Source organism: Butyrivibrio sp. AE2005 (assembly GCF_000686965.1).
Lineage (GTDB): Bacteria > Bacillota > Clostridia > Lachnospirales > Lachnospiraceae > Butyrivibrio > Butyrivibrio hungatei_A.
Map to the genome: position 1 here is coordinate 83,394 of NZ_JMMD01000014.1, position 22,811 is coordinate 106,204.

Annotated in this window: 22 protein-coding genes; 3 read left to right on the forward strand and 19 right to left on the reverse strand. The window is 34.8% G+C overall.

All coding sequences use genetic code 11. From position 1 onward, the window contains the following. Window positions 1-112: 112 nt before the first annotated feature. The 3 genes from DL92_RS0110425 to DL92_RS0110435 form a co-directional block, all read right to left on the reverse strand. A complete protein-coding gene (locus DL92_RS0110425; protein WP_026667654.1) occupies window positions 113-709 on the reverse strand; it encodes a hypothetical protein in 597 nt (198 codons plus the stop codon). A gap of 142 nt (window positions 710-851) precedes the next feature. Further along, on the reverse strand, window positions 852-1,010 hold the full coding sequence (locus DL92_RS21065) for a hypothetical protein (protein WP_155841115.1): 159 nt from the start codon (window positions 1,008-1,010) through the stop codon (window positions 852-854). Window positions 1,011-1,100: 90 nt separating this feature from the next. Further along, the gene (locus tag DL92_RS0110435) at window positions 1,101-1,334 is read right to left on the reverse strand and encodes a hypothetical protein (protein ID WP_155841117.1); all 234 of its coding nucleotides are present in this window, start codon (window positions 1,332-1,334) and stop codon (window positions 1,101-1,103) included. A 283-nt stretch (window positions 1,335-1,617) separates the two neighbouring features. Here DL92_RS0110435 and DL92_RS0110440 point away from each other — a divergent pair, with 283 nt between their 5' ends. Further along, window positions 1,618-2,385: a hypothetical protein gene (locus DL92_RS0110440; protein WP_026667656.1), complete on the forward strand. Its 768-nt coding sequence runs from the start codon at window positions 1,618-1,620 to the stop codon at window positions 2,383-2,385. Between the two features lie 76 nt (window positions 2,386-2,461). On the opposite strand, the gene DL92_RS0110445 is transcribed toward DL92_RS0110440, so the two are convergent. From DL92_RS0110445 to DL92_RS0110475, 6 genes are all read right to left on the reverse strand, one after another. Next, window positions 2,462-4,108 carry a hypothetical protein gene (locus DL92_RS0110445; RefSeq protein WP_026667657.1) on the reverse strand — a complete coding sequence of 549 codons (1,647 nt, stop codon included), beginning with the start codon at window positions 4,106-4,108 and terminating at the stop codon, window positions 2,462-2,464. Window positions 4,109-4,840: 732 nt separating this feature from the next. Next, the gene (locus DL92_RS0110455) at window positions 4,841-5,488 is read right to left on the reverse strand and encodes an MBL fold metallo-hydrolase (RefSeq protein ID WP_026667659.1); all 648 of its coding nucleotides are present in this window, start codon (window positions 5,486-5,488) and stop codon (window positions 4,841-4,843) included. Continuing rightward, window positions 5,478-5,687, reverse strand: coding sequence for a hypothetical protein (locus tag DL92_RS0110460; protein WP_026667660.1), 210 nt, complete (start codon window positions 5,685-5,687; stop codon window positions 5,478-5,480). Before DL92_RS0110460 ends, DL92_RS0110455 begins: the two co-directional genes overlap by 11 nt. Before the next feature lie 425 nt (window positions 5,688-6,112). After that, on the reverse strand, window positions 6,113-7,129 hold the full coding sequence (locus tag DL92_RS0110465) for a hypothetical protein (RefSeq protein ID WP_026667661.1): 1,017 nt from the start codon (window positions 7,127-7,129) through the stop codon (window positions 6,113-6,115). Window positions 7,130-7,393: 264 nt separating this feature from the next. Further along, window positions 7,394-10,750 carry a hypothetical protein gene (locus DL92_RS0110470; protein ID WP_026667662.1) on the reverse strand — a complete coding sequence of 1,119 codons (3,357 nt, stop codon included), beginning with the start codon at window positions 10,748-10,750 and terminating at the stop codon, window positions 7,394-7,396. Between the two features lie 17 nt (window positions 10,751-10,767). Then, window positions 10,768-11,337 carry a hypothetical protein gene (locus DL92_RS0110475; protein ID WP_026667663.1) on the reverse strand — a complete coding sequence of 190 codons (570 nt, stop codon included), beginning with the start codon at window positions 11,335-11,337 and terminating at the stop codon, window positions 10,768-10,770. Window positions 11,338-11,772: 435 nt separating this feature from the next. Between DL92_RS0110475 and DL92_RS18980 the strand changes: the two genes are divergently transcribed. Beyond that, window positions 11,773-11,976, forward strand: a complete 204-nt coding sequence (locus DL92_RS18980; RefSeq protein WP_034468929.1) for a hypothetical protein — start codon at window positions 11,773-11,775, stop codon at window positions 11,974-11,976. 96 nt (window positions 11,977-12,072) lie between these two features. Here DL92_RS18980 and DL92_RS21070 read toward each other — a convergent pair whose 3' ends face one another. The 6 genes from DL92_RS21070 to DL92_RS0110510 form a co-directional block, all read right to left on the reverse strand. Then, window positions 12,073-12,246, reverse strand: coding sequence for a hypothetical protein (locus DL92_RS21070; protein ID WP_155841119.1), 174 nt, complete (start codon window positions 12,244-12,246; stop codon window positions 12,073-12,075). A 109-nt stretch (window positions 12,247-12,355) separates the two neighbouring features. Beyond that, window positions 12,356-12,592, reverse strand: coding sequence for a hypothetical protein (locus DL92_RS0110490; RefSeq protein ID WP_026667664.1), 237 nt, complete (start codon window positions 12,590-12,592; stop codon window positions 12,356-12,358). A 417-nt stretch (window positions 12,593-13,009) separates the two neighbouring features. Beyond that, the gene (locus DL92_RS0110495; protein ID WP_026667665.1) at window positions 13,010-13,360 is read right to left on the reverse strand and encodes a hypothetical protein; all 351 of its coding nucleotides are present in this window, start codon (window positions 13,358-13,360) and stop codon (window positions 13,010-13,012) included. A gap of 21 nt (window positions 13,361-13,381) precedes the next feature. Continuing rightward, a complete protein-coding gene (locus DL92_RS18985; protein ID WP_051625301.1) occupies window positions 13,382-14,374 on the reverse strand; it encodes a hypothetical protein in 993 nt (330 codons plus the stop codon). Between the two features lie 225 nt (window positions 14,375-14,599). Beyond that, window positions 14,600-15,106: a hypothetical protein gene (locus DL92_RS0110505; RefSeq protein ID WP_026667666.1), complete on the reverse strand. Its 507-nt coding sequence runs from the start codon at window positions 15,104-15,106 to the stop codon at window positions 14,600-14,602. A gap of 81 nt (window positions 15,107-15,187) precedes the next feature. Beyond that, complete coding sequence (locus DL92_RS0110510; RefSeq protein ID WP_026667667.1) at window positions 15,188-15,943, reverse strand: hypothetical protein; 756 nt, start codon at window positions 15,941-15,943, stop codon at window positions 15,188-15,190. Between the two features lie 577 nt (window positions 15,944-16,520). Here DL92_RS0110510 and DL92_RS0110515 point away from each other — a divergent pair. Further along, on the forward strand, window positions 16,521-16,793 hold the full coding sequence (locus DL92_RS0110515; protein WP_026667668.1) for a hypothetical protein: 273 nt from the start codon (window positions 16,521-16,523) through the stop codon (window positions 16,791-16,793). 73 nt (window positions 16,794-16,866) lie between these two features. Here the strand turns inward: DL92_RS0110515 and DL92_RS0110520 are convergent, their stop codons facing one another. From DL92_RS0110520 to DL92_RS0110535, 4 genes are all read right to left on the reverse strand, one after another. Next, entirely contained in the window at window positions 16,867-17,316 is a 450-nt protein-coding gene (locus DL92_RS0110520) for a hypothetical protein (RefSeq protein ID WP_026667669.1), read from the reverse strand. A gap of 151 nt (window positions 17,317-17,467) precedes the next feature. Next, on the reverse strand, window positions 17,468-18,364 hold the full coding sequence (locus DL92_RS0110525) for a DUF4435 domain-containing protein (protein ID WP_026667670.1): 897 nt from the start codon (window positions 18,362-18,364) through the stop codon (window positions 17,468-17,470). Further along, window positions 18,357-19,715 carry an AAA family ATPase gene (locus tag DL92_RS0110530; RefSeq protein WP_026667671.1) on the reverse strand — a complete coding sequence of 453 codons (1,359 nt, stop codon included), beginning with the start codon at window positions 19,713-19,715 and terminating at the stop codon, window positions 18,357-18,359. The genes DL92_RS0110525 and DL92_RS0110530 overlap by 8 nt, the downstream gene beginning before the upstream one ends. A gap of 137 nt (window positions 19,716-19,852) precedes the next feature. Next, window positions 19,853-22,810 (reverse strand): type I restriction endonuclease subunit R, EcoR124 family, encoded by a 2,958-nt coding sequence (locus DL92_RS0110535; RefSeq protein ID WP_026667672.1) that lies wholly within the window; start codon window positions 22,808-22,810, stop codon window positions 19,853-19,855. Between the last annotated feature and the right edge of the window lies 1 nt (window position 22,811).

Genomic DNA, 22,811 nt, shown 5'->3' on the forward strand with positions numbered 1-22,811 from the left:
TTATTACATTATTTTACATTCAAAAAACAACATGATGCGTCCGTTATCTTAAGCCTCCCAGTTACGCGGTAGGCTTTAGAAATCCAACAATTCTGTTTTATAGGACTTTCAGTTAGGTTGTGATCTTATTGGCAACTTCTTTCAGGTTATAGTCTAAAAGGATAGTAAGCGCCACATCGATTCCCTTCCTAAAGTCTGAATTACCACATATATATCTTCCTGCAAGATTTTCGAAAGTCTTATAGGTAGAAACATTGGAATCCGTAAGGAGCACTGCCATAACTTCGGATGATTTATCATAAGTACTTGCTTTTAAAGCCGTTTCAATTTCTGATATATCGTCCGCGGCTTCAAATGATTCCGGGTAGTTGATGATCTTAGAAGAATTAAAATCTTCAAAGATCATCCGACCGATATCGTTACTGTATTCATTTGAAGAACCTTCATCTGAGATCATGATGCATCTATAGGCATCGTCGTCGATTTTTGAACTGCTAAATTCATGCATAGTAGCGAGAAACTTTTTGCCAATCTCATACCATGAAGGGTGGTTATTGGTCCACGTTCTAAACATAGTGCTTCCATCAGCAAGTTGCTTCTTTTCATATTTGCTCCAGTTTCTTTTTGCATCTGCGTTTTCAAAGAATTCATCAAGTGCATCTGCTACGTTTTTGTTTGCCATAATCCCGATTTCGTATGTAATACTCATATAATTTCCCTTTCGTGAATAGAAACTCCCCTGCACGGGAGTTTCAGATGTTTATTCCCAGTGCAGCGGGGGAGAAGTTGTTATTCATTTTTTTGTGTTGCCGAAAGAGCAATCAGCTTTTTGATGCGGATCCATTGCAATATCAAGCAACGTTTGGATTTAAATATTCAGTCCAGTCTAGACCTTTCTGAATACATATCCTTCTTGCTGCTTGAGTTGATTTGTCGCTTGAATCCCCATTTGCCATAATGAGGATAAGCTCATTTTTCGATAAAGAAATGTGTTTCTCATTCTTTTCCATTTAATACCCTCCTAGATTTGAAATTAAGTTTATAAAAAACTCCTCAGCCCTAGGAGAGCAGAGGAGTATTATTGTTTTTTGCGCTTATATTTAGATTACTTCTTCATAATAAGGAAGCGGATAATTTGCGGGAGATATTTTTTTATAAAACATGTCGAGCTCAGAACGGTTAACTATCTTATAAGGATACTCGCATGTATCAAACTTGTTTGACATTCTCCAAACGTCGTCTCCAATCGCGATTCGCCCTCTTGATAAAGTTATAGCAGTTGTTTGCCTTCCTGTCCCAAGATTTACAACGAAAAACTTGTTGTATCTGTTCATCTGTTCGTTATCTTGTCGCTGTTTCCTGCGGTTATATAACGTTTTTTGCTTATAATGATAAGCGCTTGTAATCATCAGTCTCCTTTCTTGCTTGTCTGCAATTTATCTATAATAACAAAAAAATACAGCCATTCCGCAAATGCGGTATGCCTGTTCTTGTTTTTTCTGTTATTAAAATAATTATGAATTGATAACTATCTAGCTATACTTTACTACTAAAGAATGTAATATGCAAGACAAATTTTAGCAACGATGGTATAGTATACAAAGAAAGGTTGTAATCATGGTTGATATATACGAATTAGATGAACAGCAATTAAGAGAATATGCCTCTTCTCAGTCGCAGGAAGCGGAAGAAGGTTATGCTCTCAATGATGCGATAGAAAAGTTTGAATATATAGAGTCTATGTATCAAAAGCAGAGGAGCATGTTTTCGAAAATAGAGGCTCTATTAAAGAAAAAAGCATTAGATGATGTTTATGATAAGTGTTATGATCTGGCAGCTTCGATTGATAGATTATCAACCAGAATAAAAACGTTTCCTTTTGAAATAGGAGAGAAGCGTAGTAATAAGCAGATTAGATTGGATAAACTTACGGATGAACGAAAGAAGCTTATTTTTTCTAGAGAGGAAGGATATTTGAAAATAACCCTTCCAGAGATTCTTCCACATAAGCAGCAGTTTGATTCAAGCTCAAATAAGATAAGGTATTACTATGATATAGATTCGTGGAAAGCTACATATTACAATCAGTTTTTAAAAGAATTTGAAAACGGGAAATATAGGATCTTCTCAGAAAAAGTTTCTATTTGCTATATCATGCATATATCGCCATCCAAAAAGAGAGGAGTGGCAGATACAGATAATTATGATACTAAGGTCATGACTGATATTATTACAACGTTTCTTTTGCCGGATGATAATTTTTTGTGCTGTAATTATATGGTTGATATAGTCATAGATGAAAAATGTATTGATATTGATGATTGTTATACGGATATAATAATCTGTCCGTCGGAAATACGAGAACAGGTACTCAAAAATTTATAATAAAAGAAGCAACTGCCAAGCCTAGTACTAAATCAATGCTTACGGTTGCTTCTTTTTTGTAGGGAGGAGTTTTGTATCAAAGTGCGGCTTGAAGCTTTTTCTTTCTGAGCTGATATTCATAGTCAGCCATGATGACATCTCTTACATCTGAGTTCATCTTTTCTGCAAGTGCTACAGCATCACCATTCATTGTCTTTAGAGCAATAGCGATTGCTACAAGATACAACTTTTCAGCTTGTTCCGGTTCGCTATCTACAATAGTAATAAAAGCGTCATTCATTACCTTGGCAAAGTCGGAAGCTCTTGCAGTGATCTGCTTCTGAAGCTGCGAAATAGTCTCATTTTCATCAATGGATGTCTTAGAGGAATCTTTTTCGAGTGCGTAATAAGCATTTGCTTCCCCGTTAGTTTCAAGATTATGGTCAAAAATATCATCTTTTACATTGAGCATTTCTTCGTTATCCTCCATTTCTTCGTTATCCTTCATTTCTTCGTTATCCTTCATTTCTTCATTAATTTCTTCATTATCTTTCATTTCTTCATTAATTTCTTCATTATCTTTCATGGCTTCTTCTTCTGGTCCGTTTGCTTCGTCCATTTCTTCGTAGATTTCATCAAAGATTATATCAAAGCCGCTATCGGCATAATTTGATAATCTAAGGATAACATTCTGCATTATAGCCGATTTAGACTCTATACTTGCGTATGCAAATAATCTGTAAGGAGCAAGTGCAAGGTGTGATGTAGGCAATGCGCTAAAGTGATTTTCTATTGCGGCCAGATCATTTTGTGTTACGAAGTCATATAAATCCTTTATAAATAAATAATCGCGTTGAATGATGGCTTCTTCATACGTCATCTCTGAGAAGAGTAGTGACTGGATCAAAGCATCAAGGAAGTTAACAAGTAACTCCTTTTCCATTCCCTGCAAAGAGTATTTTGAATCAGGTTCCCAAGAACTTATAAGTTCAGCGACTTTATGGCTTTTTTGAAGTACGTTTCCCTCTAAAGTTGAATCGGTTACGTATTCAGCTATGTCAAAGCCGGGATCAGTTTCATTACTGGAAGCTGCTTCCTGAAACGATGCAATATGCTGAGAGTTAATGTTATCAGAAGGAGTTGATGAAGCGAGTCCGGCTGCATCAGCTACATGAGTAGCATAAGTAAAGGGCTCTTCAGAGGAGCTGGTGTTGACGGCTTCAAAATCAGTTTCTTTATCAAAATCTATGTCTACATCGTCAAAGGCGGGGGCATCGTTGGTAAGGTGATATCTTGAGGGATCGGCCTTTGATAATTCAAGGTTTCCGGGTGCATGCTGCAAGCTTCTAGCATGCATTTCTGATATATTTACATTGGATTCAGGAGAGCCATTTTCGTACTGATCTTCATATTCTTCAGAATAATTATGTTCAGCATCCTGAAAGATCTTTCTTGAAGTATCAAGATCTTTATCTTCTAAGAAAACGCTTTCTTCGATTGCTAGCTGTATGTTGTCTGCAAGGTCTTGTATATCGGTATTTTTATCGAATAAAGGAAAGCGTATTCCTTTTTCGTGTTTATCGTTTAATGCGATATACAGTAGGAATTTTCCTCTTTTTCTTTTTAGTCCGACAGTTGCAGCGCCGTCGCCCCATACTGAAAACTGTACATCATTTTCTCCTGTGTTAATTCCTTTATATAAGGCTCTTGCAATAATAAAAGCCTGATTAGCATTTACCTTCATATGGTTTTTTACCTCCTGTTTGATGTCGATCAACTATACTTTTTGTAGAATTCTAAGTAAAGTATACTATGCTAATTTGAAATGTCAATATTGATATTGATATATGTTATGAAGTTTAAATATATATAGGGACTTGTATAGAATCCTGAGCAATCCCCTTTATATGCTTGAAACATGGTTTAGGGAAGATTGTTTAATTGGTGAAATTTTGTTTTATACTTATCCTATTTACAAATAAAAATGTTTTTGGTATATTATCCATCTCAGCAATTCAAAGCTGCAATTATTGCAATTATTGCGTTCGCAATAATAAAATTCCACTTTTATGGTTGTTATATGCATGGAGAAGAAAGATTTTTGATGAGTTTGATGTATTTTTAGTTACTTGCGGTTATTTTGATGTTTTAAATTGGGAAGATGATAGCGTAGAGGTTATGAGCAAAGAGACAGGCCATTATTGGATAATAAAGAAATTTGATAAAGAGGGTTATCCGGGGCTTGTCCTTTACCATAGTCATGATCGTGAAAGGTATCATGTGCATTTTTGCTTTGAAGGACATGGTGTTTCACCGGCTGTATCAGAAATAATGAGCCACGATCGATATCAGAAAAAGAAGCTGAAGCTTATAAATAAGACCTTTACGTGGCGGGAGGTTGGTGCGAACATATATTCGTGTTTTTCGCAAAATTTCTGTTTTTCGAAAAAGACTACGAACATATGTTTACTATATGTTAGGCATCAAAGTATTGGATTTTCTCGACAACTTTTATTGGAGGCTTTACAAGAGACGAAAATGTAAGTCCATCACTCTTTTTGCCAACACCGCAACCATAATGTGTAGGAATAGCGTATTCTGGTCTTATCACATTGATAAGGTCTGCGGCCTTTTTTGAATCCATTGTATATGTTCCGCCAATAGGAATAAGAGCAATATCACATTTTACCTGTTTTGCTTCTTTTGTAGCGCCGGTATCACCTGAAATATATATTCTTTTTCCATCTATGCGTAGTATATAACCGACCCATTCAGCACGTTTGGGATGAAAAGGCTTTATCGTGTTATATGCAGGAATAGTTTCGAGCTCAAGTCCGTTTATTTCTTTATATATGCCTGGATTAACAGTAATTATTCCGGCAACTTCTCGCTCTAGTTCCCTAGCATCGTCTTCCAGTTTTGTAGGGACCACTAAAATAGAGGATTCTTTTATTACTTTACGTATATCTTCAATAGAAAAATGGTCATAATGGGCGTGAGTTATAAGTACATAATCAGCATCATGCGGATTATTCTTTATACGAAATGGATCTAAGTATATTGTTGATGAGCTGTTCGTTATCCTTATACTGCTTTGTGTGAAAACTTCAATATTATTGAGCATAGCTGTTTTTTACTATTTCTCCTGTTTTTTTGTCTATTCTTATGGTACTATTCCCGACAAGGGGGATTATCTCGCCATAATCAGTTATCAGCGCTAATCCAAAGCACCATTCGGTGGAATTTTCGAAACTATCAACTATCACAAGGTTATCTGACATTTTTTCTTGTACTATCATCTGTGCATGTTCTTTTGTTATCATTATTTATGCCTACCATTTATCAAAAAATATGTGTTATTTTTAATTAAAAAGAAGAATTATCTTTTGACTTTCATAAAGACGTTAGAGAAATTCGCTATTATTACCTGTGTTTGCAATTATCGTCTTGTTGGTTGCGAGATATCTTGCAATATTTAGCCAGCATTTATATATAATTCTATGCTTCAAAAGGTTATATAGAGTTCTGTACAGCCTATGTAAGATAAATTCAACGGAAATCATTGTAACACACTCAATCGCTTGCACTCAATTACATTTATTAATTTATGAATAAGTGTGGAATTCTTGTAGGTTTTCATTTATTTTTTGTAAAAAAAGACCAGAGCTTTTTCTCTGGTCTTTCTGCTGAGTTTTTTAGGACATATGCAGGATGGAATATAGTCCAAATTGGGCTGTTGTTATCAATTCTAATATCTTTTCAATATGCATTCAGGACAAGGGTGTGCTCCTTGCTTTGCTGCACCTTCCATCGAATATCCGGTTAAGTGATCTGTATTTATACCCATGTCATGTAGATGCTTTCCTGTGTGGTAATAATATTGACCATATGTTTCGTCATATAGAATATAGTATTTTTGTGTTTCAGTTAGTTCGTTTCCCGAGAACGCATATATATTTATAAATTCATCACTATAAGGTACTTGAATACCTTGCAATAGTCCCATTGCTGTAGGGGAATCAAGTAATCTTCCCCAATCATCTCCGGTTATTCTAGGAAGTGTAAATGCGTATTGCACATTACCTTTCTGATTAAAGAATTCTTGATGAGTATTGACGTAGTATTCCAACCGATCTTGGATGATATTTAATATGTATTCATATTTAGTTTGTGCGAACTCTTTTTCAGGTGCAGAAAAACTGGGCAATTCAGGAGCGGTACCAGATAAAAGTGCAGATGGTTTTTTGAGTTTGTTGTAAACATCTTTATAGAATCCTTCATAGCTTTCGCCATTGTATATGATTTTTACTGAATTATCTAAGTGGAATTCTACGTAATAGTCACCATATACAGCGCTCCATTTGTTTATTGGAGTAATTACATCCGTATAGGTATCATATCCTCCGGATGAATAAGTTTCTGTATATTCTATGTAATATCCGTCGTTATCAATAAGAAATATACAAGGGGTATAATATTTTACGAGATCCATGTTGGTTGAGTAATCATAGTTAAAACATTTGATTAAGATATTGTAATATGCATCAACGGCCGCTTTCCTTGCATCTTCTGTATTAAAAAGGTTGCCATTATTCATATGTTCTGTCGCAGCAGATACAGCAGCATTTGCTGCAGATTGTAGATATTGGGAATATTCTGTAGTAGTTGTTTGTGCTTTAGCATTCATATCTGTAAAAAAGAACACAGGAAGCGTAAGGAGTAAAAATAAAGAAAGGAATATACCTATAACGTGTGAAAATTTCATTGCGCACCTCCAATAATTGTATAGTATACTTTAAAAACGTTTTTGTAAATATCAAATAAAAAAGAGCCTTTTCCTGTGAGAAGGCTCAAACTAAACAAGCTTTGTTAAAAACTGTTATTAAAATAATTATGTGGATTCACAACTGTATGAGTATACTTTACTATAATAGTCCGAGCTTTTCAAGCTTTGTTTTTCGTTTTTAATATATATATCCTAAAAAACATCTGCTTTAAGCTTATTTTTCTTACACTCTACATTCATTCGTCAATCCGTGTATAATCGTTGTATATATCCTTCTGCAAAACCATTTTCATTTTTCATTTTCATCATCTTTTCCTTTAATATTTCACTATCCATATAAGCACATCCACTTTCTTTTCTTGATTCATTCAACGCCTTATAAAATCCAAGCTCATTTCCAAATTGGAAAAATTTACAATGTTTTTTGGGTGGAAAGTATCTTTGTACAGTCTCTTCCATATTGTTATAAAGCCGATCATAGTTTCTATTATTCAAAGTACTAATACCATCTGTTTTAACATTCGTTGCATTATTCTCCACATTTAGATCATGTTGCATATTTTTTCTTATATCAGGCTCGATAGCTTCTGCCAAAGTCTCTATTCTATTCCTAACCTGCATTGTCTCTGCCATTGCAGGTTCTGTATATTTCCGATAATTTTCGAGTGCAGCTACAATATCATCAAGTTCCAATGCATTTGCTGCTATTCTCTTTTTTGGCCTATCACTCTTTAAATCTGTGACTAAATCTGTCAAACATGACGCAAGATTCTGCACTGGTTCATATATATTATCTATTGTCTTCCCTAAAAGTGATGCTCCAAAAGCAACAGTGTCTTTATATGATACAAGAAGATTTTCAAACTCCGGTCGATCTTCTTTCATTTCCCTTATATATTTTTTTATAAGTTCATTTGTCATGTTCATACCATCTTCAAGCCGCCCTGTTCCCTCCTGCGCAAGTTCTGCCATTTCAGGCAGGCTCTCAGGTCCATCATATTGCAGTATCAGGTTTTTATATGGGGCATCTTCTATGTCTTCTTCGTAAGAATTCTTACGGTCTTCTATTAATGATGACTCATTTACTATATCTGTTAAAGTATCCATTTTGGGGAAAGCACTCTTTATCAGCGCTACTAATGCTTTTTGCAGCAATTCTTTTACAGAACTTGTAATATCTTTCACCTCAACCTTAAAGCTACCTGATATATCTTTTCCTATAACTGTAAGCTTTGCTTCTCCTTTTATTTCTAACTCGTATTTTTGTTCAGCTTGACCTGGTTTAACCTCAATACCAAATTCCAAATACCTAACAAAAAATGCTTGCATTACCCCGGTTATAACAGCATTAACAGCATTAAGGACTTCTTCCCCCATCCATTCAACTCCCTTCGCTGCTACTCTTACCAACTCTAATGCTCCGAGGGCAATATTCATGCTTACATTCAAAGCCACTATTTCACCCTCATACACAATAATCTTTGCACCTTCTTCGACGCATATCCAAAATTGATACCATTTAGCCCTATGAATTCTATCTTTACTCTCTTGTATTGAGCGCTTCAGATCATTTATTTTATTCTGCAAAGACCTGACATTTGCTTCTGCCATTTTAAGCTGCTCATCAAAACGAGAAAAACTTTGTTTAAGTTCCTTAACAAGAGCTTTTACACAGTCTTGTACATCTTTAAGCTGTTCATATAACGGCTCCGCATCAAAAATAATCTTAAATCCAAACCGCATACTCTTAAAGGAAGAATAATCAACCGCCAAATCTAACGTTGTAGAAAATACTTTCTCTATTAATAGCTTAGTATGAACAGCTATTTGCTTATCCATATACAAAATCTGGGCATCTACTCCGAATATACCAAACAATTCTAGATGTCCGTCTAAATAAAAACTATATTTATCCTTGCACATGCTAAGATAAGCTATTGCCTTTTTTTTGAAAGAATCTGGGAAACTGGAATCATTGTTCACCAGTGCAGATAACATCGTATCCGTATCTGTAGTTACTGGATTTTGAAAATTAGTGCTTCGATCTGAACCTGTCAGTTTTATAATGCCACAATCTATCTCTTTAATCTGTGCAAAGCCAATTATACCCTCACCATCCAATGCACAGAACATTACCTTAAAGGATGCTTCCAAAAAATTAATTTCCCCACAAAAGAATATTCCTTGTGGGAACTTATATGCGCCCATTTCTATTTTCCTAGTCGAATAATAAAATTGGGGCAAAAAAGCCAGTTCTCCTGTTTCGGATATCCTATAGTGTAGCATTCTGTTTTTATCCAAAACTCTTAGAGATTTCCAATCGTCCTGTTCTCCATATAAACCAATTCCATTCGCATCAACTTCGAAAGGAAATACTCCTCTAATAGCATCATTAATAAAACCCGCGACTTGCTCTGGTGTCGTATCTTTACTAGGGATTAGTTTTTTTTCATAGTTAAGTTTAAATGGCATTATGGAAATGTCATCTAACATATTTACTGCATCATTATCTATCCCTAGGATATTTTTACATATACTAGGAAGTGATAATTCTGTCATTGCAACTGCTAACAGATCAACAACTGGAGCTTCTGTAACTATTGTCATATGCACTGCCCCAAACAAAGTCAACTGTCTTATTGTGACTCCGGCTGCTATTCCAACCGCTATAGCAGGTCCTGACAAGCCAAACGAAATAGCCATATCGCTAAGTATGACAGGTGTTCCCGGAATCTGATATACCTGTCCAAGCAACGAACTCGCTGAAAAATTTATATTTGCCACGCCAAATGAAGCACTCATTATAAATCCTGCATTATTCAGATCTGGAAACGAAAACTCACCAGACATAGTAAACATCAGACCAATTGATCTATCTAATGAGATCTCTATAGACAAATTCTTACTTCTAAATGAACCTGTCGTTATCTCGGGAAGCATTAGGAAAAATCTAGCTCCTGTTTGAGATAATTCAACAAATAAATCCAATTTATTTACATGGAATATACCCTTTAACGCTTTATTAACCGCATTTTCTTCTTCAGCTATTCCATCGCCTATAGGAATACATGCATATAATATAAACTTATCATGTGCATTTGATGACCTATAATTTGGTATAGTCAAGCTTTTTGCTTCAAGGAATTTTTTCAGTCTTTCACTTTTGGGTGATCCCTGTAAGTAACAAAAAAACAGCTTATCCACCCTAAAGAACTTCATAACACTCTTAAATAAATCATTATCTGTACCATTCAGCTCTTGTACAGGGTTAATACTATAGTCAAACATTAGAAGCCGGCCTTGTTTGCCAATATATAATAAAAATAATAAATTATTGTCTTTAAGTAATACCTCTAATCCGCCAGCCGCTTCATACCATACCAATACAGAACTATTAAATTCCCCTAGCTTGCCTACATACGGCTCAAGAAAATTCTTTGTATTCTCATCAAATAAATTGAGAAATTTTTCCAAACTTTCATTATTTAATTTTATCAAGCACGCAGCATCTCTATTAGAATCCATATAAAAGTCAGTATCTATTCCAAGAAAAGTTCCCTTTAAGCCAACTCCTGCCTGCATCTTGTTCTTATTAGACATACCGCGTGCTCCTAAGATCAATCAAATTCCTTCAAATAATCTTCTGGTTTAATAAGTTGCATTGCTTCAATTATTTTAGGCCTCTCCGTATTCCAAACCGCTACTTCTGCGTTTTTTATTGAAACAAACTTGCTGATTTCTTTAGGTATTACATTATGTAAATCGGCTTTGATTTGAAATGCATATTCCATACTACTTACTTTGGTCTGTTTTGAAGTAGCATCCATGTTTGCATCTACATATAAAAATGCCATAGAAAGGCTTATCCCTATATCACCTAACCCATCATTATTCTTCTCCCCGCATATTTCTTCTAATTCTGAAACATCTACGTTTTCATTCTGCGATAACCCTTTTACATCATCTATAAGCTCTTGTATTGTCGTTTGGGGAGCATCTCCCACTTTAGTAGGAATGAGCAATACAGTATAGCCACCATCTGACTTTTTCACAAATTCAACTTTAAGCTCCGTTTTTAGAATAGTTAATGTAGCACCAAGTAGTGCATTCATCTTTACTGCTTCATTACTGTCATTACGTAGAATCTCCGCTACTTCCTCAGCTTTCATCAATTTTTTTTCTGCCATGTGTTTCCTCCTTTCACACATAAACTATTATTTGTTTCACAACAACGTTCTTTTACCCATATATTTTCATCGGAATATTCATATATGCTTCAGAATTATATTCAAGAGGAATATATTTAAATTTGATTACCATTTGATGTACGATTTTTGAAAAAATAATAGCGAAAACTATTTACTTTGATATCCAACTATTAGTAACAGAGATTGTTTATTATAAAGCCAGTCCTTGCCCTTAATAAGATGGTGCTAAATTAGTACACATTAAAGAAACTAATGCAGATTGTTTTTCTGTAATAGTATAATTATACACGATAAAACGTTATTCATAAACAAAATGGCATATTTTTTTTGCTTCCGTTTTTATCTTCCTGCCAACAATGTTTTTAGATTACATTTTTGAGACACATGTAAATACTTTTATTGAGGGCTGTAAATATGTTTGAAGGAATGAAAAATAAAATAAGAGAAGTTCAAGAAAAGAGAGAGAAAGAAATTGAAGCAGAAAAGCAACGCGTACTTTTAGAGAAGCAACGTTTACTCTCTATGTCTGAAAAAGAATTAATGGTTGAGATCCTATATGAGCTACGAGACATTGAAAGCCGAATAAGTTCAGTTGAATCCGCTATTTATTCAAAATAATTATTGTATTGTTTCTAAAAGTCCTCACGGGGAGGACTTTTTTACTAATGATAATAAATAACTATTTTGATATCAGGTGTAAAGTAATCCTTTGAATCAAAATACTCTTCCTGCAATGGCAACAGAATCAACTGTATCTGCTTTTTTTTCTTCAGATGAATCATCTAAGCATATGGTTTCAATATTCGTAAATCCTTTTGACTCTAATATTGAAACAGCATATTTATAGCTTTTTCCAATATAGTCCTTGCAATATCCTGCACTGATCATCCCTTGTTCAATAAGGTCCTGTTCCTTTTGCTGTGATTTTGCTCCTGATATTCCAACTCTTTTAATTTAATGTCCCTTTCAGCTTCATATGTCTTAATCTTTGCATCATCTATGGTTCTGAAAGTAAATGACCGTTTACCGTTAACTCATATTCATAATTAGCCATAAATAGGGCTTTTTCATCAATTCCAAGCTTATCAGCAATTTCTTCTGCATCTCCTTTGTTTACCTTAAGAGCAGTGACCATTGTTGCCATATAAAGCATCTCGGCAGCTCTCGGAGCGTCCTCAATAAGTATACCAAATACTTTCATCATCTCTTCTGACCTTTTGCCATCTGTCTGCAAAGTGGCGATTCCTTCTTAAGATCAATCTCTGCAAGGGACTGTTCCGGGATCCCATTCACTTCACTAAGTGCATAAAAAGCATTTGGCTCTCCATTTTCATTCTCAAATGTTGTAAGTTATACTTCATTTGGCGCTTCTGTTTTTCCAGCTTGTATAAATCTTCTACTTCAGTCTCCGCAGCAAGCAGAAAAATTCTTTAATTGTTATTTAATTGCCCATTGGATGGAGGAATTAGGTAAATCTATCTGAAAACGTCAAAAAATCCGCTTACATGAATGTAAATGGCTTAATGGGTTTAACTATAATTTTGTTTGACGTTACTTATATTCTGCTAAAAGCGTATTTTTATTTGCAACTAATAAAATCTAAGCTGACTAAAAAGGCTTTCTCCTTTTACAAGAAGAAAGCCTTAACGTTCTACATAAATTCATCTTCATTTTTTAATAATTCAACCGCTTCGTAATATTCTTCCACGGTTGAATCACAAGCATCACATGCTTCTTCAAGAGAAACATTATATTTTTCCATATTTTTTTGAACTGCACGTACAAGTCGCTGAGAATCTCCGTACTTTATGTTTTCTCGATCTCTCATCAGAAGTGTCATATATTCTACCTCCCACTTCTCATTTCTTTTAACTACATTTACTTCATTTAGCAACGCATCTGTAAATTTATCTGTCGGCTCACCAGTATGGACAAACCTAAGAAAGTTACCAAGTTCTGTATCCTGAAGCTCCGTTAAAGAAGATGGATTTCCTCTTATCACAAGAAGAAATCCATAACTGTTTTACATAAATTCAGCTTCATCTTCATTTTTCAACAATTCAACTGCTTCGTAATATTCTTCCACGGTTGAATCACAAGCATCACATGCTTCTTCAAGAGAAACATTATATTTTTCCATATTTTTTTGAACTGCACGTACAAGTCGCTGCGCGTTTCCATTTCTAGTTCCTTCAGTCAATCCTTCATTATATGCAGTCTTAGCCGGATAATCTAATACCGTTCCACCCATATTGTCTAAGACCTCCTTCCTTACTGTCTCACAGCCCACAGTCAAGTGCTCCATGACCTTTTTAAACATACCCGAAATTGCTATTATATCGAGTTCCTTAAGTTCTTCATCTTTTAATGCTTTCTGCAAAGAACCAGCTATAAGTTTATAGTCTGAGATCATCTTTGCAGAGATAGCTTCATTGCCTTTAATAATATCATCAAATGTCTTCTCATAATTGAAGATATAAAAAGGTATCAAAAAGTATAATTTCTTCTCGATTATATCCTCAGCAGAATAACTGGATATACTAAGCGTCGGAATCTTATACGTTACCTGTTGTCCGCCCGGAACCTTAATCGTCGTGGTGACATATTTAGGTGTATCTTCATTAGATCTAAGATACAGAATCCCTGATTCCGGAAAATTTACTACTAAATGCTCTGTATCAGATGTGTTTCGTGTATCATTAAGTGCAATCTGCGCATCGTACTCAAACATTCTGATAACCATTGTTCCATCAGTAGTGCTCTGGCATTCGATATGGAATCTCCGAACATGTTCTCCATCACTTATTGTAAATGAAGAATCTGTTATCCGTTTTGCTTGTTCTCCGTTCTGCTGATTTAGAAAAATCTCATTTGCTGATAAATTCAGCTTTTCTTTTCCCAACAAATGAATACCGCTTTCCTTAAACATCTCATTTATCAAAGGTATGAGTGTGATCGGTGCATCTGTTATCATTGTTCGGAAAGCATCATCATATGGCGTAAAACTATTGTCCATTTGGATTATCTCCCTTCAATATTATGTGTTTTTGTATTATGTAAAACAGAAGACAACCCACCTAGGGCATCTTCTGATCAAACGGTAATCAGTCAGCCCTTCAGGGACTATTTACTTTATTTTTGTAGCTATTTTGATACTACCTCAATATTATAATATCACTTGCCGGATTTTCTGTTCAAGGATATTTAGAGAAATTTCACTGTTGTAAGGAATGAAATTTCTCTAAAAATTTGAATATTCTTCCGTACAGTATGCTTCAACGAAATAGCCATATTCATTATGCAGGTAGTCTATAATATCTACATTATAATCTAAGGCAGAAAGAGGAATATCTATACTGGTTGGAAGATTCTCAACAACAGTTTGATATTCAGTAATATTATCGAATTCCGCCTTATCAACATCCCAGATAATATCTGTAACATGAATCTTGATAGCTGCATCTCTGATTGCGGAATCTATAGCATGCAATTCAGAAAAAGTAGGCTCGTCAAGGTTTGTATAGTAATTAATATCCTTTGCTACTACTTCTATGTCGTTATCTGATACTTTTACGTTATAATTCTCACAAAGTCTTTGTTTGATATCGTTGGTTGTCCAGAATTTACAACAAATAACTTCATTTTGAGATATCAAAGCATTAAATATATCAGAGCATTCGCTTGCTGTTAGCTTTGTGTGGTTGATTGTATCAAGTATCAGGTTTAGTTCTGTTGTGTTTTTCGACATTTTTTCCTCCTAGTATCTCTCCAAATGCGGAGAGATACTTTTTCTGTTTCGCCGCATTGGTTAATTACTATTCAGTTGGTATTAGCAGAACATCTGATCAAAGTCTTCTATGCTAAATTCGATTTTTATAGGTTTCCTTTCAGCTTTGTTTTTTACTGGCATATCTATGATTTTTTCTTTATACGCCGGTTCATTGATGGTTTCGATTACTTCTGTTTTGGTAGAAGCGGTGTTTCTTTTATCATTTATGTTATTATTTGTCTTTGGAAGATAGGTAAATGAAAGAAGTGTATAATCCATCTTCTTACCGCCGCCAGGGACTAACGAATATCTTACTTGAGCGGCGGCTGTTATCCGTGATCCCGAATGTACTTTCATTTTCTCGATCACTTCTGCCATGCCATCAGACCAGGCTCGCATTTCTCGCTTGGGATGAATTCCACCTATAGTAATAGGTTCTTCGGAGCTGATTAAGTAATATTTTCCTGTCGTAGCGTCTCCTTGTTTAAGAGATGTAACTTTCAGCTCAGGAAAATATACTGTTGGGTAGATAGCTTTTTCACTTCCCAGAACCGGAACAGCTGACAATACTTTATAGCTTTCATCCTGCACTCCATTTTTATTTATATATGACCTTATTTCTGCTGTAATACATAGATAATTTCCGGGGCGTATACCGTATTCCTTTATATGTCCTCGTAGACTGCCAAAGACATTAAAGGCAAGTGTTACTCCACCTAGCTTTCCGTAAAACTTTAAACACGCTTCTGTTTCTTCCATGAAGGTATTTTTGTGTTCTACAATCTTCACTACTGGAAATGTAATAATTGAATACATTAACAGCCTCCTTTTTCATTTTTTAATGGATTTATATATATGAAGACATAAAAATAGCACAGACCGAATTGGCTGCACTTTTTATGTCGAAATTCTGTTATTGAAATAATTAGATGTAATAAGAACTAACTACGTATACACTACCATAAATGTTTGGGAGTTGCAATAACAGTGTTGTCTTTACATTTTTTTAATTTGAAACATTTGTTCTCAAGGTGTATTATCTAATTGTCGAACATTAGTTCTTTTGGTGAGGTTCTATATGAGTAAAGTAATTGATGCTGTAGACGTCATTTGCCAGCACAAGTATAATGGAGAAATCATTCCTATACGGTTCCGGCTTATGAACGAAGATGGAGAATATGAAAATTATACGATAAAAGGCTATCGGAATCTCTCACATCCCGGGCCATATACTACTCCGGACAATCTCTATGTGTCCAGCAGTACGTATATATTTGAATGCATAGTAGTAGTCTTGAACTCTAAGAAGAGGGTTCGCTTGTATTTCGAAACACGTAACTGCAAGTGGCGAATAGCAATCTAAAGTCGCCATCAACAAGTGTAAGGAAGAAAAATGTTTGATAGAAAAGATCTCAATTGCATAGATCGGGAATATTTTCAGGTTATTAATGAAACCTGCTATCACATTACATTAAAAAGCAAAAATACCGGGCATACTTGGGATATCACATCCACGGAAAATCCTTACGGTAAGAGTATTGTGATAAGCCACAAACACAATGATATGGATCCTTTCCATATCCAGCCAAGGGTTCATCCGCGCTCTATACAGGAAGCACAGGATATGATAAAAGCCCATGATATATGGCAGCTTGGCAAGGATTAGCTTATCCAATCATCTTCTACCTCATTTTCACGCATAAAAGAATCTATCTCTGCAATCATCACTCTGGCTGAAATTAAATAAAGTCATTCCCTGGACCTTGAATCCACTCTCCTGTTTCATAAGCGAGCCATTCAACACCATTCCACTTAACAACAGTGCAATCGAATGAAACATTCTCGCCGATTATGTTAGCATCCCCTACAGCTGCGTACCTTATTCCATCTATCATAGCCTCAAAGGTCATTTGCAAAGTTTCTTCCCCCGCAAACAACTCGGAGATGTTCAGAGAGAGTATTTCGTTTTCAGCTTTCTGTGACATGCGAAATTCGCTTGGACTTATTTTGGTCTTGGATATCGCGTTTTCAATGATTATATGAAGCTCAGAAATTATGTATGAACAAAGTTCAAATCTGTTCCTAAGCCTATCTGTGGAATCATACGGAAGAAACTTAGAATGCATCACTTCTTTTATATTTCGCTTCTTAAAACTCTTAAACTCCTGTAAGTTAACTATTTTATTCATCTATTTATCTCCATAATGCAGATCAGCTATTAGTTGTTGCATATTGTTCTAAGGTCTTGAATGAGTTGATTAATCAACTTGCTTTGCCGAATCTAAGTTTTTTGCAGAATCATTATCAAATGGCTCAAAAAGCGTCTTAAATATAGTGTGCTTAAGAAAACACTTTTTTATCCAATATTTCTACACTATTTTTTTCCTCCCAATCCAATATAGCTTTGTACATTTTTGTCGATTTAAAATGTTTCAAGTTATATATGACTCTTAAAAATTCTTCTATAAGCTTTTTGCTCAAATGATCTTGCTCGCCGTATCCCAGTCCACCACGCTTTTTTGCAATAAAGCATAAAGCCAAAATATTGGTAACATCATGCCCACAACATAACTGATAAGTATCGTGTTTTTTCTCTTTTTCATCATCATATTTTTGTTGTATATCATAGAAAGAATATTGTTTTCTGATAACCCTCTTTATCAACTCATCAGTATTTACATTAAAGTCATCATCAGTTATATCTATATACGGAAGATCATCCATATCGATAGCAGAATAGTATGGATTACATAAAACCAATCTCAATATGCCTATTTTATATGCAGCTTCCATTATAGCTTGAATAAACTGCATTTTATGAGTATCTTCAAAATGTTTTATTTTTATATTATTTGTCATTTCAGAATAGATACGCCTCATATTGGGCTTACTACTTAAAATCAACATTTCGATATCATGAAAATCTGTAAAAATAAGGTTATCAATACTCTTTATTTTACCAGTAATGTGATCAAAATCTGCATCAACTATACCTAAATATCCTTTCTGATTATATTTATTCTTTTCTTTTATATATTCGATAACTTTTTCTTTTCCTTTCAAATTTTTTACTATGCATTTTTCACAATCCAATATATTCTCAAAAAATTTTTCATCACTTTCACCTTCAACAAGTAGATAGTGCTGTATGCCATATTCTTTCGTGTAAGCATTTCGGAAAGTCATTTCACTTTTCGCTCTATTTCCAGTTCGATGCATATACTCATTACTAGTCATTTAAGTCTTCCTCCAAACCTAAACTAATAAGTAAATCTTCATGTCCGGTGGCAATATCTGGAGAATGTGTTGCTACAATTACTTGAATATTATTTAGTACGCATATTCTTTCGAGAATATTGATAAATTGCATCTGCCAAGCAACATGCAATGAAATTTCTGGTTCATCAATTAGTACAATACTATTTTTTTTAGAGTTAAAAATCAGCTCATAAAACATGATAAAATCATGCTTTTCACCAGAAGATAATTTCTCTAGCGGAATATCATGTTTTTTACCGGTTTTTGATTGTATGGGTTCAAAAAAGACACCTTTTTGAGTATCAATAACCATTTTTTTATTACTAAATGCAGTTTTGGTATTGATAATATCTATAAATAACTCTAATTTTGATTTTATATCATCATATAGTTTTAATTTTCTAAATGAATCATTTATATACAACGTATAGAATTTTCGCATTGTATCATCAATATCGCCTGCAGGCGTCAATGTATTCTTTCCGGGTTGAAGAAGACCTGCATTTTGTAATTCTAATCTTTTCTCCTCAAGTGACTTCAATTTATCCTTTATTTCAGAATCATTATATGGTAAATAATTCTTATCCTCTACGCATTCAACAAGTCTATTAGGAAAATTTCTATCAATACTCTCTGAAATTATGCTGTATTTCTGCCTTGCATTCTGCATTTTTGTTAAAATATTATCCGCATCGCTTATTATTACTTCTTTCCTATTATTTCCAGACAAGTCCTCTTCTATATATTCGTCAGGTAAGAAATACATTTTATTATTAACATATTTATTACCATAAGGATCGTGTGAGGGTTCGTTTATGAAGAGTCTATTTGAATTTATTATGTTTAAGCTTAAATTCTTGTATAACTCCTTTAGCTTATCAATTACCGCAAGATTTTCTTGGCATTGATTATGTATTTTTTCGAAATCCACAATTTCAGGATGAGGACGGCGAAGCAGATTATGTATTCTTTGAGTATACTCTTTCACATTTTTGCTCCTTGAATACACTTGACAAAAAAAACGATAATCAATATTGCAATCGACTTTTTTTTCACTTTCAGAAATTACAAAGTGCATTTCTCCATTATCATTTTTTTCTACGACTAAACTCATTTTATTTGTCAGTTCAATAGTAAATTTTTCAAAGGGAATCAAATGTATTTTGTATACATCAAAATCAAGATAATGCTTCACCAAATTAAATACGGTCGTTTTTCCGTATCCATTCGGAGCATGAATAATTGATATATTACTATGTGAATTCATTTTAATTTCATAACAATAATAATCAAATAAATTTACAACTTTTATCTTTTTTATCTGTACCATTTATTGCCACCTATCCTTCCAATTTTAGTAAACACTATAACCATTTCAATAATAATTCTAGAACTTTTGTATTTAAGGTTGCTTCATGTAAAACGTATCAACTCCTCGTATTATTTGTAATTTGCAAATGTCCTTGTTTATAGTAGCTGCCCTATCTCCGGCATCAGATTATTCTTAAAATCATCGATCAGTGCCGTTCTAAACTTAAACTTTGGCAAAGCTCCTTTAGTTGCTTCTTTATAGGCTGCGTAGTCAGCTTTTTCTTTAAAATTGTTTTCGTTTGTAAGTTCACCGTTCTTAAAGTTGTATGCTTCATATTTCACGTCTTCAAAAGGTATGAACCATTTGTCAGAGAACTCCTTTATCTCCTTATCAACAGCTGAATAGCGCATCTCATTTATTATCACGGAGATATCTTTTCCGACATATATGTCCTTTTCATTTTCAATCTCATCAAGAACCTGTACTATGATATTGCCCAGCCTTGGATTGGTCTGCGCATAGTCTTTTACCATTTCCCTGATAAATGCAAGTTTTCTTTCAAAATCAACTTCGTCAAAGTCATTTTCCGACTGATCAAGTGAATCTACAAATCCCTGCAAAAGCTCCACGATATACTCAAAGTCGATACGGAGCTTTGAAAATGCAACGAAATCATAATCATCGTTTACAGAAGAACTGTCAGTATCATCATCCGGTTTATCTTTTTTAAGCTCTTCTAATACATTCTTATAATGTCCGTAATAATCCTCATAGTCTGATTCTGAAAAACCAACTACGGAAAGAATCTCCGGATCATATGTAGAAAAGGCTCTTAGATGAGAAAGACTTCTGTCTACATCCCTAAATGCATAGATAAAGCGTTTTTTCTCTTTCTTTGAAAGACCTGTAACGTCATCAGGCAAAGGTGCCAGGACACGGAGAGTCTTAACTGATAAGACAAATAATTCCCTAACAGTGTCATAGTCTTCAGATATCGGAACTCCCTCTCCGCCTCTTGAGTAAAGGACAAGGGCATCGTTTATGGCTTTCTTATATTCTTCAGGTCTTTGCATGGTAACGATCTGACCGAACTTTTTCTTTTTATCAAATATTCTGTTCGTCCTTGAAAAAGCCTGTATAATTCCCTGCGGGCTCATAGGTGGGCGATCCATAAACAAAGTTGAAAGGCAGGGAGCATCAAAACCTGTAAGGAGCCTGTCTACAACGATGATAAGGTCAAGCTGCTGATCCCTGTTAAGGTATTTCTTTTCTTTCCTTGCAAGACGGTCATTTAAGTTACTGTTATAGGCACCGATGTTCTCAATATCATATTTTGTGCCAAACATTTCATTATAATCTTTTAAAGAAGCTTTCATCTTGTCCTGATTGACGGTAGAGCTTTCGTCATTTTCAGTGACAGAATATGTTATTGCAAATTTGGGGAAATCAGGAAGAGCTTTTCTTACATCCTCACTGATCGTAAGCTCGTCCTTTCCATCTTTTACATTGCGAAGAAGGTCATAATATTTCTGAGCCATAGCAATAGAATCAACTGTGAGCATGGCTTCATAAGTCTGCCCTTTTCCTTTTTCCATTCCGAGTTTTGTATATGACTGATTAATGATAATATCAAGGACATTCCTCATATGCTTTTCAGATGAATAATACTTTGCAGCGTCTTCTTCAGACAGTCCCTTTGCTCCGAAATGCTCTGTCATGAATCCAAGTACTGCTTCATCATGTATGGCTTCTTTTATCGTATAGCTGTGAAGGCACTTTCCATAGAGCTGCTCTGTAGTCTGCGGAAGATCGCCTTTTAGCTCGTATTTATTCTCTTCAAAAATAGGTGTTCCGGTAAATCCATACCATAAAGAATTATTAAAGAACTTCTCAAGTTCTCTTTTTGTAGAAGGAGTAACAGCTCTATGGCACTCATCAACTACAAATGCCACTTTAAGGGCTCTTATCTTGTTATACTTAGGCGTTCCTTCTTCAAGGCGCTTATTTATCACGATCTGAAGCTTCTGACGTGTTGTTACTATCATCTGCCTCTGCCCGTCTGTAAGTCTTTTTATGAGCATGGATACGTTTTCAGTATCATCAACGTCTATCGTGTCATTTTCTGCATAGGACTGGAAAGCAAGCTTTGTCTGAAGGTCAAGGTCTTTTCTATCAATAAGGAATATCGTTTTTTCTATGGAAGGGATATCCATAAGAAGATTCCTTGTAGCCTTATAAGATGTCATTGTCTTACCTGAGCCTGTTGTATGCCAGATAAAGCCTGATTCACCGTGTTTAGAAGCTTCTCTCATGGATTCTATCGCATGTATCTGATATGGCCTTAATATAAGGAGTTTTTTCTTATCATTATCAAGGACAACATACTTTGATACCATCTCATGCGCCTGCGGAATACGCAGGACTTGCTTAGTAAATTCGATATAGTCACTTACAGGGTGATTACTGTGATCAAGCCATCCCGATAAGAATTTTGAATTAAGTTCGGAATCTCTTGCGGCCGCAAAATACTTTGTATCTACGGCATTACTTACAACAAACATCTGGACATTAGAAAAAAGTCCATGGAACTTTCCTTCCCGGATATATTTTTTTATCTGTCTGTAGCCATCCATATATGGATGCTCTTTATTCTTAAGTTCTATATGGATAAGTGGGATACCATTTATGAGAAGAGAGACATCAAATCTTCTATCTCTGTCTCCTTCTTCTGATTCATCTTTAAACGCAATGTACTGATTTATTACTTCATATACGCTGGATCCACCGGCGATATGTTCATTGTTCATTACAACAAGATGAAGAGTCTCATTTCCTCTCTGGACATGGACATAGACTTTTCCGTTTTCGCCAACGAGCCATTTCCCTGCATCGTAAAATGAAGCATGGGAAATGTCGTTCTTTACTTTGGCAAACTCAGACTCCGATAAAGGAGTGTCGTTTAGTTTTGCCTTATTATTCTGCTCCAAGATCTTCTTAAAATTTGCCCAGAGCTTTTCTTCCGTGTTAAGGTCAGGTCTGTATGTCCACTGTGACTCATCACAGCAAAGCTGCTCTATAAGCCTTTTTTCTAATGCAGATTCTAATTCAGCCATA